Raw genomic sequence first — 13,027 nt, forward strand, 5'->3', positions numbered from 1 at the left:
CCCGACAGCGTCAGGTGGTGGAAATCAGAACGCGGCCACGTCCAGGTCCATCAGCCCGTTGTCCGTGGTCTCCACGATCTTGCGGCGAGCGGTCAGCTCGGGCAGCACCGACTTGGCGAAGAACGAGGCCGCGGCCAGCTTGCCCTGGTAGAAGGCCTGGTCCTTGGCCGCGACCGAGCCACCGTCCAGCGCGGTGATGGCGATCTCGGCCTGGCGCAGCAGCTGCCAGCCGACCAGCAGGTCGCCCGCGCTCATCAGCAGCCGGACCGTGTTCTGGCCGACCTTGTAGGTGTTGCGCGGGTCCTCCTGCGCGGTGGTCAGGAAGCCGATCATCGCGCCCAGCATGCCCTGCACGTCCTCCAGGGCGGTCTTGAGCAGCGCGCGCTCCTCCTTCAGGCGGCCGTTGCCGACCTCGGAGTCCAGCGTCTTCTGGATCTCGCCCGCGATGAAGCCGAGCGCCTGGCCCTTGTCCCGCACGATCTTGCGGAAGAAGAAGTCCAGGGACTGGATCGCCGTGGTGCCCTCGTACAGGGTGTCGATCTTGGCGTCCCGGATGTACTGCTCGATCGGGTAGTCCTGGAGGAAGCCGGAACCGCCGAGGGTTTGCAGGGACAGCGCGAGCAGCTCGTAGGCGCGCTCGGAGCCGACACCCTTGACGATCGGCAGCAGCAGGTCGTTGACCCGCTCGGCCAGCTCGGTGTGCTCCTCGGCGATGATCGAGTCCTGGAAGGTCGCGGTGTAGAGGTACACCGCGCGCAGGCCCTCGGTGTACGCCTTCTGCAGCATCAGGATCCGCCGCACGTCCGGGTGGTTGGTGATGGGCACCCGGGGAGCGGTCTTGTCCAGCATCTGGGTCAGGTCGGCCGACTGCACGCGCTCCTTGGCGTAGTCGCGCGCGTTGAGGTAGCCGGTGGACAGGGTGGCGATCGCCTTGGTGCCGACCATCATCCGGGCGTACTCGATGACCTGGAACATCTGCGCGATGCCGTCGTGCACCTCGCCCATCAGCCAGCCCTTGGCCGGCACCCCGTGCTGGCCGAAGGTCAGCTCACAGGTGGTGGAGGCCTTCAGGCCCATCTTGTGCTCGACGTTGGTGACGAAGGCGCCGTTGCGCTCGCCCAGCTCACCGGTCTTGGTGTCGAAGTGGAACTTGGGCACCAGGAACAGGCTCAGGCCCTTGGTGCCCGGCTTGGCCTCGATGCCGGGGCCCTCGGGGCGGGCCAGCACCAGGTGCATGATGTTCTCGCTGAGGTCGTGCTCGGCGGAGGTGATGAACCGCTTCACGCCGTCCAGGTGCCAGCTGCCGTCCTCCTGCCGCACGGCCTTGGTGCGCCCGGCGCCGACGTCGGAACCGGCGTCCGGCTCGGTCAGCACCATGGTCGCGTTCCAGCCCCGGTCCAGCATGATCTGGGCCCAGTGCCGCTGCTCCTCGGTGCCGTTGCGGTGCACGATGGTGGAGAAGCTGGGGCCGGTCAGGTACATGAACACGGCCGGGTTCGCGCCGAGGATCAGCTCGGCGGCGGCCCACTGCACGGTGCGGGGCAGGCCGTAGCCGCCCTGCTCCTCCGGCAGGAAGAGCTTGCCCCACTCGCCGTCCTGGAGCGCGTTGTAGGAGGCCTTCAGCGACTCCGGCAGGGCCACCGAGTGCGTCTTCGGGTCGAACACCGGCGGGTTGCGGTCGGCGTCGGCGAAGGACTCGGCCAGCGGGCCGGTCGCCAGGTTGTTCAGCTCACTGAGAATCCCGCGCGCGGTGTCCTCGTCCGCCTGGTCGAAGGGCGCCTTGCCCAGGCGCTCCTGGATCTTGAAGACCTCGAACAGGTTGAACTCGAGGTCGCGCAGGTTGCTCTTGTAGTGGCCCATCTCGTCGCTCCCGTGTTGTGCGGGGTGCTGGCCTTCCGGGCCGGTCCCCTACTGGCCGGTAACAACAGGGTATTACCTGTGAGTAACCCGCAGCAAGCGGGGATTGGTCACCCTTCTGGAGGTAACAGAGTTAGTGACCGGGATCACCTAGAGCGTGGCTCGGGTCAGCGTGGCCATCCGCACGCCCATGCCGACCAGCACCAGGCCGCTGACCTGGTCGAGCCGGGCCCGCACCACCGGCTTGGACAGCACCCGGCGCACCGTGCTCACGGCCAGCACCACCAGCACGTACCAGCTCGCGCTGATGGCCATCTGCACCACGGCCAGCACCGCGGTGCCGGTGAGCACCGAGCCCTCTGGGGGCAGGAACTGCGGCAGCAGGGCGAGGTAGACCGCGGCGGCCTTGGGGTTGGCCAGGTTGGCCAGCAGCCCCGCCCGGTAGGCCGACCACAGGCCCTTGGGCCGCTCGCCTGCGGCCAGGTCGGTCTGCGTCGCCCGCAGGTGCCTGCGCGAGCGCAGCAGGGTCTGCACACCGAGGAAGCACAGGTAGGCGGCGCCGGCCACCTTGAGCACGATGAAGGCCACCTCGGAGGTGCGGACCAGCGCGGTCAGCCCGAGCGCGGAGGCAGCGGCCCAGAACACCAGCCCGCTGGTGTTGCCCGCGATGGTGGCCAGCCCGGTGGTGCGACCGGCGCGCAACGCCTGGTTCACGATCACCGCCAGCGAAGGGCCGGGGGCGATCACCATGGCGAGGCAGGTGAGCACGAACGGCCAGGTCACAACGTCCATGCGAGCAGTCTCGTCCGCAAGTGCCCGAGTGGGCGAGATTCACGGCGCTTTATCACATTCCCGTTCACATATCTGACCATTAGTCACAGGTGTGACTCGGTTCATGGGAAATCATTCCGTAACCCAAGGGTGACCTCGTAAGACGGATCACAACTGAGGACCGCTCCCTGTGGCGGGTACTGATCCTGGAGGTGTCATGGGCACCCTCGACTGGCTTGTGGTCGGCGGGTACTTCTTCGTGATGGTCGGGATCGGCTGGTGGTCGCGCGGCCGGATCGCCAACGTCGTCGACTTCTTCACCGCCGGCGGCAAGATGCCGTGGTGGCTCTCCGGCATCTCGCACCACATGTCCGGCTACAGCGCGGTCATGTTCGTGGCGTTCGCCAGTGAGGCCTACCGGCTCGGCCTGACCGTCTACGTCTGGTGGGCGCTGACCATCGGCATCGGTATCGGCATCGGGGCGTTCCTGTTCGCCGCGCGCTGGAACCGGCTGCGGTCCAAGCACGGCGTGGCCTCGCCGCTGGAGTACCTGGCCCGGCGCTACAACGTGCCCGCCCAGCAGTTGATGGCCTGGTCCGGCTCGGTGCTCAAGGTCGTGGACATCGCGGCCAAGTGGTCCGCGGTGGCGATCCTGCTGCGCGGCTTCGCCGGGGTGCCGATCTGGGTCGGCATCCTGATCGTCGGCGTGGTCACGATGATCTACTCGGTGATGGGCGGCCTGTGGGCCGACGCGCTCACCGACTTCGGCCAGTTCATCATCCAGGGCGCGGCGGGCATCGTGATGTTCGTGGCGGTGGCCGCGCACTTCGGCGGCCTGCAGTTCATGTGGGAGATCTGGGACAAGCTCCCGGCCGCCAACAGCGAACCGCTGCGCGAGCCCTACACCGCGACCTTCTTCATGGCGCTGTTCGTGATCAAGACGCTGGAGTACAACGGCGGCATGTGGAACCTGGCGCAGCGCTACATGGCCGCGCCCTCGGGTCGCGAGGCCAAGCGCTCGGCGATCCTGTCCGCGGTGCTGTGGCTGGTGTGGCCGCTGATCCTGTTCTTCCCGATGTGGGCCGCGCCGCTGATCGTGCCGGACCTGCTCAACGCCGGGGACGCCTACATCGAGCTGGGCAAGGTCATGCTGCCCGCGGGCATGATCGGCCTGGTGCTGGCCGGGTTCTTCTCGCACACCATGGCGATGGTCTCCTCGGACGCCAACGTGATCACCGCGGTGATCACCAGGGACATCCTGCCCAGGATGTGGAAGGGCGCGCGGCGGTTGACCGAGGCCGCGCAGCTGAAACTGGCCAGGATCACCACGTTCAGCTTCATCGGGCTGAGCATGCTGATGGCGGTCTCACTGGACACCAACGGTGGCGTGCTCAAGGTGGTGGTCGACCTGGTCGCGGCGACCATGGGCCCGATCGCGGTGCCGCTGATGCTGGGCATGCTGCCCTGGTTCCGCCGGATGGGCCCGACCGCGGCGATCTCCTCCACCCTGGGCGGTCTGAGCGTGTGGGCGGTGCTCTACATCTCGCAGCAGAGCGGGGTCGCGGTGGCCAAGGAAGCCCTGGTCGCCTATCCGCTGCTGACCTCGCTGGTGCTGTTCCTGGTGGTCGGCCTGGTCAAGCCGGAACGCAGCACGCAGCGTGACGAGCTGATCGACTCGCTGGGCAGCGACGAAGCCGACAAACCGACCGAACCGGAAATCGTGCGCGCCAGGGCGTGACTATTTCCGGTCGCTAGCCGGTTTACGGGGCACCTCGATCCGCCTGATGGTGGACCGGGGTGCCCCTCTGGTCTGACGAAAGCCACTACCATGTGCGGTCGACATCAACTGGTCGAAGGCGCAGGATCTTCATATGGCTTTTCTACAGGTCTCATCGGACCCCGAGCTGTTCGGCGGCGTGCCCATCGTCACCGGCACCAAGGTCCCGGTCGCCGCCGTGGTCGCGCTGGTCTGCGAGGGCCGTACCGCGGAGGAGATCGTGCAGAAGTACCCGGAACTGGAGATCGGCGACGTCGACCTCTGCCTCGAATTCCAGCGCGGCGGAGCACACTGAATTCCTCTCCGTTCCGGGACCGTAATTAGTCACGCCGGTCGGTTCAAGACCATTTCTCTGCGGCGAAAATGTGTCCAACGCCATATCCGGTAGGCATAGTCACGCTCCGTGGTCGCCGCGAGTTCTGCCCGCGGCGACCACGGATTCGGAATCTCCGAAGCTTCCGTCTGGTGCATTGACGCCCCAGTGACCCCCACGCACACTGGCGCTGTGGCCCTCAAGCAGATCTCCCACGATCCGGGAGTAGGAAACGGCGTCCCGTTCGTCACCGGCACCAACGTCGCGGTCGCGGTGGTCAACTCCCTGTTGGCCGAGGGACTCTCGCCAGCCGAGATCGTCGCCCGCCACCCCAGCATCACCGTTGAGGACGTCGACGCCTGCAGCGAGTACGCCCGCAACGGCGGCCGCTGACCCGTAACCCACTGGCAGACAACAGAAAGGCCCGGATCTCGCGGAGATCCGGGCCTCCTCGTATGGACCCACCTCGCCTGCCCAGCCGCCCGACCAACCAGGGGGTCCGGGGGCCACCCCCGACCGGGGTCTGGGGGCTCGGCCCCCAGTGTGAATGCCAAACGCCCCGGCGAGCTCAAAGCGAGCACACCGGGGCGGAAGTGGAGCGGGTGACGGGAATCGAACCCGCCTCTACAGCTTGGGAAGCTGTCGTTCTACCAATGAACTACACCCGCGTGATCGTGCGTCGTCGAGCATACAAGATGGCGGGGCGTCTGTGTCCAGTCGGGTCCGGATAGGCTGGGGTCGTGCTCCTCAGTGACAGCGACCTGCGCAAGGAGGTCGAAGCCGGTCGGCTCAACCTCGAACCGTACGACGTCGGCATGGTGCAGCCCTCCAGCATCGACGTCCGGCTCGACCGGTTCTTCCGGGTGTTCGACAACACCAAGTACACCCACATCGACCCGTCGTTGCAGCAGGACGAGCTGACCTCGCTGGTGGAGAAGGAGGACGACGAAGCCTTCGTCCTGCACCCCGGTGAGTTCGTGCTCGGCTCCACGCTGGAGCTGGTCGGCCTGCCGGACGACCTGGCGGGGCGGCTGGAGGGCAAGTCCTCGCTGGGGCGCCTCGGCCTGCTGACGCACTCCACCGCGGGGTTCATCGACCCGGGCTTCAACGGGCACATCACGCTGGAGCTGTCCAACGTGGCCAACCTGCCGATCACCCTGTGGCCGGGGATGAAGATCGGCCAGCTGTGCCTGTTCCGGCTCAGCTCGCCGGCCGAGCACCCGTACGGCTCGGCCGCGGCCGGCTCCCGTTACCAGGGGCAGCGCGGCCCGACGCCCTCGCGGGCGTACCTCAACTTCCACCGGGGCACCACAAAGCGGTAGTCCGTTCCCCTCTTCGGTGGAACGCTGGGCGTGGCCGGGTGGTGAAACCGCCAGGTCAGCAGCAGGGTGCCAGCTATGCGGCTGTTCCGGCTCCTGCTCGCCCTGCTCCTGGCTCTCGGCTGGCTGCTCGCGGGCGTGCCCGCGCAGGCAGGGGTGGTCGAGCCGTTCCGGCTCAACTACGACCAGGTGATCTACGGCGACTTCATCGAGGTCGGCAACGGCTCGCTGCGCTGCCCGACCGCGGCGGAGAACCGGCCGCAGTGGCGGGATGCCACGCCGGCCGCCTGCGCGCAGGTCGCCGAGGGCGGGCGGGTGCCCAGGGGCAGCGCGGGTGACTACAACGACGACTACTTCATGGTCCAGGCGGACGTGGACGGCGACGCGACCACGTTCAACTCCTCCACGGCCGGCCTGCGCATCCCGCCAGGGGCCACGGTCGACTTCGCCCGGCTGAACTGGGCCGGCAACACCGGCACCTACGACGGCTCGCGCACCATGATGTGCCAGAACCGCAGCTTCATCCCCGCCACCGTGCCCAGCGGCGCGGCGAGCGACCCGCAGGACCAGCAGGTCAAGCTCACCGTCGGGGGTAAGGCGCAGCAGGTCAGCCCGGCCAAGTTCACCAGGGACCCGGCCGGCGGCTACACCGGCGGCGGCCAGTACTACTCCGCCTACGCCGATGTCACCGCCGCCTTCGCCGGGGTGGCCACCGGCACGGACTTGAGCGTCACCACGGCCAACGTGTGGGGCGTGAACGGCTTCGGCTGCATGGCCGGGTGGTCGCTGGTGGTGGTCTACAAGTACGCCGAGCGCAACCCCGACCACGCGCCGAGCAAGCGCGAGGTCTTCGTCTACGACGGGCACGTGCGGCAGAACTCCCGCGACCCGGAGACCATGATCACCGTCACCGGGTTCCGCTCGGCCGCCTCCTCCACCCGGATCGGGATGACCGCCTACGAGGGCGACCGCAACATCGCGGGCGACCGGTTCAAGGTCAACGGCACCGCGACCCCGGAGCCGGTCACCGGCAGCGTGGACAACTTCTTCGTCTCCAACGCCGACGGCCGCTCCAGCCCGGACACGGTGAACAACTGGAGCGTGGACGCCAAGACCATCAGCACCACCGCGATCCGCGCCGGCGCGACCAGCGCGAACCTGGCCTTCAGCACCAACGGCGACTCCTACCTGGCGCAGAACCTGGTGTTCTCGGTCGCGGTGCCCGAGCTGCAGATCACCAAGACCGCCGATCCCCAGGTCGCGCACGAGGGCGACCAGGTCACCTACACGATCAAGGTCACCAACCCCAGCGGCGCGACGGCCAGCAACGTCCGGGTGGCCGATCCGAAGTTCCCGGACTGCACCAGGGTGCTCGGCACCTTGGCCGGCAACCGGTCGGAGACCTTCACCTGCACCGGGACCGCGCCCGCCGACGACGTCACCAACACCGCGACGGTGACCGGCACCAGCAGCCTGGGCGACCCGCTGGAGGGCACCGCCAGCGCCACCGTGGACGTGATCCACCCGGCGATCACCCTGGCCAAGGAGGCGGACAAGCCCGCCTACCGCGCAGGCGACACCGTCACCTTCACGCTGACCGTGACCAACTCCGGCGACGTGCCGCTGACCAGGCTGCGGGTGGCGGATGCGAAGGTGCCCGACTGCGCCAGGACACTGCCGGGAGTGCTCGCCCCCGGGGCGAAGCGGACCTTCACCTGCACCACCACCGCGCCGGTGGCCGACAACGTCAACGCGGCCACGGCCAGCGGTGTCGACTCGCTCGGCAAGCAGGTCGAGGGCAGCGACGAGGCCCCGGTGCCGATCGTGCGGCCGGGCATCGCGCTGACCAAGACCGCCGACCCCGGCACGATCCGCGCCGGTGACGAGACCACCTTCACCATCACGGTGACCAACACCGGCGACGCCCCGCTGAACCCGGTGCGGATCACCGACGACCGCACGCCTGCCTGCGCCCGCACCCTGTCCGGGCCGCTGGCCGCCGGGGCGAAGGAGACCTACACCTGCACCGCGCGGCTGTCCGAGACCACCACCAACACCGCGACCGCGACCGGCAGCGACGCCTCCAGGCAGGACGTCAGCGCCACCGCGCAGGCCACCGTGACCGTGCTCAAACCCGCGCTGACCATTGAGAAGACCGCTTCCCCCAGCACGATCCGGGTCGGCGACACGGTCACCTTCACCATCAAGGTGAGCAACACCGGGGACAGCGCGCTGACCGAGGTCGCGGTGACCGACCCGAAGCTGGCCGCCTGCGCCCGCACCTTCGAGCGCCTGGCCGCCGGTGCCAGCGAGACCTACACCTGCTCGACCGCGGTCACCGAGGACCAGGTCAACACGGCCACGGTCAGCGGCAAGCCACCCGTCGGACCGCCGGTCACCGCCACTGACGACGCCACCGTGGACGTGGTCCACCCGGCGATCGAGGTCACCAAGACCGCGGACCCGAGCGTGGTCCGAGTGGGCGACCAGGTCACCTTCACCGTGCTGGTGCGCAACACCGGGGACGCGCCGCTGACCAACGTGGTGGTCAGCGATCCGGCCGCACCCGCTTGCGCCACAACGATTCCGCAACTCGCCGCCGGGGCGGAGCAGAAGCTGACCTGCGTGGTGACCGCGCCGCGGGAGGACTTCGCCAACACCGCGACCGCCACCGGCACCCCGCCGGTCGGACCGCCGGTGACCGATGAGGACACCGCGCGGGTGGACGTGCAGCACCCGGCGGTGGAGATCACCAAGGACGCCAAGCCCGCCCAGGTGCGGCCCGGCGAGCAGGTGACCTTCACCCTGACCGTGCGCAACACCGGCGACGTGGAGCTCACGGACGTCCGGGTGGCCGACCCGGTCGCGCCGGCCTGCGACCGGACCTTCGCCACCCTGGCCGTTGGCGCGAGCGAGACCTACACCTGCGTGCTGACCCCGACCGCGGACGTGACCAACGTGGCCACGGTGACCGGCACGCCACCGGTCGGCCCGCCGGTCACCGACTCCGACGACGCCGCGGTCGACGTGGTGAACCCCAAGGTGGAGATCGAGAAGACCGCCGCGCCGGAGACGGTCCGGCAGGGCGACACGGTCACCTTCACCATCAAGGTCACCAACACCGGCGACGCCGCGCTGACCAAGGTCACCGTCACCGACCCGGCCACCCCGGCCTGCGCGCGCACGCTGCCGGACCTCGCGCCGGGTGCCGGCCATACCTACACCTGCACCTACGGCGCGGGTGCCGAGGACCTGGTGAACACCGCCACGGTCACCGGCACCGACCCGACCGGCCGCGAGGTCACCGACTCCGACGACGCCACCGTGGACGTGGTCCACCCGGCCATCGAGGTGAGCAAGAGCGCGGACAAGGACACCGTGCGCGAGGGCGACCAGGTCACCTTCACGGTGACGGTGAAGAACACCGGTGACGTGCCGCTGACCAACGTGGTGGTCACCGATCCGGCCGCACCCGCTTGTGCCACCACGATTCCGCGGCTAGCGGTGGGCGCGGAGCACCGGGTGGTCTGCACGGTGACCGCGCCGGCGCAGGACTTCGAGAACACCGCGACCGGCACCGGCACGCCGCCGGTCGGACCGCCGGTGACCGACGAGGGCACCGCGAAGGTGACCGTGCTGCACCCCGGCGTCAACATCGCCAAGGAGGTCCAGGGCGGCCCGTTCCGCACCGGCGACACGGTCACCTTCACCATCACGGTGACCAACACCGGCGACGCCCCGCTGACCGGTGTCACGGTGGCGGACCCGGTCGCGCCGTCCTGCGCGCGCACCCTGCCGGACCTGGCCCCCGGCAAGAGCGAGAGCTACACCTGCGCGATGACCGCGGGCGCCGAGGACGTCACCAACACTGCGTCGGTGACCGGCACCCCGCCGACCGGCCCGCCGGTGACCGACACCGACGAGGCCAAGGTCGACGTGGTGCACCCCGGTGTCCAGGTGCAGAAGACCGCGGCGCCGGAGACCGTGCGGGTCGGCGACACGGTCACCTTCACCATCAAGGTCAGCAACACCGGGGACACCGAGCTGACCCAGGTCGCGGTGACCGACCCGGCGGTGCCCGCCTGCGCCCGCACCTTCGAGCGCCTGGCCGCGGGTGCCAGTGAGACCTACACCTGCACCATGACCGCGACCGACGATCTGACGAACACCGTTGCGGTGACTGGGAAACCGCCGGTCGGGCCGCCGGTGACCGACACCGATGACGCCTCGGTGGACGTGATCCACCCGGCGGTCGAGCTGAGCAAGAGCGCGGACAAGCAGACCGTGCGCGAAGGTGACCAGGTGACCTTCACGGTGACGGTGAAGAACACCGGTGACGTGCCGCTGACCAACGTGGTGATCAGCGATCCGGCCGCACCTGCTTGTGCGGCAACGATTCCGCAGCTGGCCGTCGGCGCTGAGCGCACGGTGACCTGCACGGTGACCGCGCCCGCGCAGGACTTCACGAACACCGCGACCGGCACCGGCACCCCGCCGGTGGGGCCGCCGGTGACCGATGAGGACACCGTGCGGGTGGACGTGCAGCACCCCGGCATCGAGATCACCAAGGACACCGAGGGCGGACCGTTCCGCGCCGGTGACTCGGTGACCTTCCGGATCGTGGTGCGCAACACCGGTGACGTGCCGCTGACCAAGGTGACCGTGGCCGACGAGCTCGCGCCGGAGTGCCGCCGCACCTTCGCCACCCTGGCGGTCGGGGCCGCGGAGACCTACCCGTGCACCATGGTCGCGCCCGTTGACGATGTGCTGAACACCGCGAAGGCCACCGGCACCCCGCCGACCGGACCTGATGTGTCCGATGTGGACGATGCGCCGGTGGATGTGGTGCATCCCAAGGTGGTCATCGACAAGTCGGTCAGCCCCGGCACCGCGCGGCCCGGCGATCAGGTGACTTACACGATCGTCGTGCGCAACACCGGCGACGTGCCGCTGACCGACGTGCGGGTGGCCGATGACAACCAGCCGGGCTGCGGGTTCACCCTGCCCCTGCTGCCCGTTGACGGCACGGAGACGCGCACCTGCGCGATCACCGCGGCCCAGGACGTCACCAACACCGCGACGGTGACCGGCATCGATCCGACTGGCAGGCCGGTGACCGCGACCGACGACGCCGTGCTGGACGTGATCGGGCCGGGCATCGAGGTGGTCAAGACCGGCCCGGCCAAGCCGCTGCTGAGCGGGCAGCAGGCCGAGTTCACCGTGCTGGTGCGCAACACCGGCGACGTGCCGCTGACCGGGGTGGTGCTCAGCGACCCGGTCGCGCCCGGCTGCTCGGTGACCATCGGCGACCTCGCGCCCGGGCAGGCCAGCCAGCCGGTGAAGTGCACGGTCGCCATGCGGGACAAGGACATCAAGAACACGGTGACCGCCACCGGCACCGACCCGACCGGGCGGCCGGTGACCGACCAGGCGACCGCGACGGCGAAGCTGGCCACGCCCGGCATCGACCTGACCAAGACCGCCGACCAGGACGAGACCGCGCCGGGCCGCACGGTCACCTTCAAGCTGACCGTGCGCAACACCGGCACCGTCGACCTGGTCGGGGTCACTGTGGCCGACCCGGCGCTGCCCGCCTGCGACCGGCGAATCGACCGCCTGCCGGTCAACGGCAGCCAGACCTGGACCTGCACGATGGCCGCGCCCGGCGGCGGCACACTGGTCAACACCGCCACCGCGACCGGTCAGCCGGACACCGCGCAGCCGGGCGGGCCGGTCAGCGACACCGACTCGGCCAGCGTGCGGGTGCCCGGCGGGCCCGGTCCGACGCCGCCGCGGCCACCGCTGGCCGAGACCGGCGCGCCCACTGGGGTGTTCCTGTGGGCCGGGCTCGCGCTGCTGGCGCTCGGGATGGTCCTGGTCGCCGGAGCCCGCCGTCAACGGAACTGAGTCAGTCCGAGCTCGCGGGCCGGGAGAGCAGGTCGCCGTAGCGGGCGAGCACCCTGGCCCGCAGCTCGGGGTCGGCGCGCGGGACCGGCTCCAGGAAGATCTCGTCCAGCTCGGCGAACTCGGCGCGCAGGTCGGCCGAGATGCGCACGCAGGCGCGTTCCAGGTCGGCCGCGCCCAGTGCGTCGTCGAAGTCCAGGCGGGCGCACAGCAGCACCCGGTCGGTGCCGGTGACCATGGACAGGATGTCCACCACCGCCTCCACCTCCGGGGTCGCGCGCAGCCGGGCGGCCACCGTGCGCACCAGCACCGGGTCGGCCTGGCGGCCGATCAGCAGGCCCAGGTTGGTGCTGCCCAGCAGGTAGGCCACCACGGCCAGCAGCGCGCCGATGGCCAGCGAGGCCACCGCGTCCCAGACCGCGGAGCCGGTCAGCTGGTGCAGCAGCACGCCCAGGAAGGCCAGCAGCAGGCCGATCAGCGCCGCGGTGTCCTCGAAGAACACCGTCTTCACCGTGGGGTCGTCGGAGTGCCGCAGGTAGGCGAGCAGGCCCCGCTGCTCGGCCTTGGCCTCGCGCCGGACCTGGCGGCTGGCCTGCACGAAGGAGACCGACTCCAGCAGGAAGGCCAGGCCGAGCACCAGATAGGCCACCCACGGCCTGGTCTGGGTGTCATCGCCGCTGAGCAGCGTGCGCACGCCCTCGACCACCGCGAACACCGCGCCGGAGGCGAAGATCGCCACCGCGGCCATCAGCGACCAGAAGAAGCGCTCCTTGCCGTAGCCGAAGGGGTGCCGCAGGTCGGCGGGCTTGCCGGAGCGGCGCAGCGCGGTGAGCAGCAGGCCCTCGGTGAAGGTGTCCGCGACCGAGTGCCCCGCCTCGGCCAGCAGCGCGGCCGAGCCGGTGAGCGCACCGGCGACCGCCTTCATCACGCCGATCAGGAAGTTCACGATCAGCGCCAGCACCACGGTGAGCGTGCTCTCGCCGCCCGGCTTGCTCTCCTCAGCCATCCGCCCATCGTGCTCTCCAGAGTGCCTTCCGGCATGCCGGGCTGGCGCGTACCGCCGGAGGGGTGAATCCACCCCAGGTG

At 69.7% G+C, this 13,027-nt stretch carries 8 protein-coding genes and 1 tRNA gene; 5 read left to right on the plus strand and 4 right to left on the minus strand.

The window, feature by feature from the left end; genetic code table 11:
• Window positions 1-24 precede the first annotated feature (24 nt).
• The gene (locus ACWDY5_RS10775; protein WP_449722027.1) at window positions 25-1,860 is read right to left on the minus strand and encodes an acyl-CoA dehydrogenase; all 1,836 of its coding nucleotides are present in this window, start codon (window positions 1,858-1,860) and stop codon (window positions 25-27) included.
• 147 nt (window positions 1,861-2,007) lie between these two features.
• A complete protein-coding gene (locus ACWDY5_RS10780) occupies window positions 2,008-2,649 on the minus strand; it encodes a LysE family translocator (RefSeq protein ID WP_449722028.1) in 642 nt (213 codons plus the stop codon).
• Between the two features lie 196 nt (window positions 2,650-2,845).
• On the opposite strand from ACWDY5_RS10780, the gene ACWDY5_RS10785 reads away from it, so the two are divergent.
• The 3 genes from ACWDY5_RS10785 (at window position 2,846) to ACWDY5_RS10795 (ending at window position 5,111) form a co-directional block, all read left to right on the plus strand.
• Complete coding sequence (locus ACWDY5_RS10785; RefSeq protein ID WP_449722029.1) at window positions 2,846-4,366, plus strand: sodium:solute symporter family protein; 1,521 nt, start codon at window positions 2,846-2,848, stop codon at window positions 4,364-4,366.
• Between the two features lie 133 nt (window positions 4,367-4,499).
• Window positions 4,500-4,700 carry a DUF433 domain-containing protein gene (locus ACWDY5_RS10790; RefSeq protein ID WP_283662168.1) on the plus strand — a complete coding sequence of 67 codons (201 nt, stop codon included), beginning with the start codon at window positions 4,500-4,502 and terminating at the stop codon, window positions 4,698-4,700.
• 210 nt (window positions 4,701-4,910) lie between these two features.
• Window positions 4,911-5,111 (plus strand): DUF433 domain-containing protein, encoded by a 201-nt coding sequence (locus tag ACWDY5_RS10795; protein ID WP_449722030.1) that lies wholly within the window; start codon window positions 4,911-4,913, stop codon window positions 5,109-5,111.
• A gap of 201 nt (window positions 5,112-5,312) precedes the next feature.
• Here the strand turns inward: ACWDY5_RS10795 and ACWDY5_RS10800 are convergent.
• Window positions 5,313-5,386, minus strand: a tRNA-Gly gene (locus tag ACWDY5_RS10800).
• Window positions 5,387-5,458: 72 nt separating this feature from the next.
• Here ACWDY5_RS10800 and dcd point away from each other — a divergent pair.
• Together dcd and ACWDY5_RS10810 are read left to right on the plus strand one after the other, a co-directional pair.
• Complete coding sequence (dcd, locus tag ACWDY5_RS10805) at window positions 5,459-6,040, plus strand: dCTP deaminase (RefSeq protein ID WP_252483742.1); 582 nt, start codon at window positions 5,459-5,461, stop codon at window positions 6,038-6,040.
• Window positions 6,041-6,115: 75 nt separating this feature from the next.
• A complete protein-coding gene (locus ACWDY5_RS10810; protein ID WP_449722031.1) occupies window positions 6,116-11,944 on the plus strand; it encodes a DUF7507 domain-containing protein in 5,829 nt (1,942 codons plus the stop codon).
• A 1-nt stretch (window position 11,945) separates the two neighbouring features.
• Here ACWDY5_RS10810 and ACWDY5_RS10815 read toward each other — a convergent pair whose 3' ends face one another.
• Window positions 11,946-12,947, minus strand: coding sequence for a cation diffusion facilitator family transporter (locus ACWDY5_RS10815; protein ID WP_449722032.1), 1,002 nt, complete (start codon window positions 12,945-12,947; stop codon window positions 11,946-11,948).
• Between the last annotated feature and the right edge of the window lie 80 nt (window positions 12,948-13,027).

The sequence above is a fragment of the Crossiella sp. NPDC003009 genome, assembly GCF_053591555.1.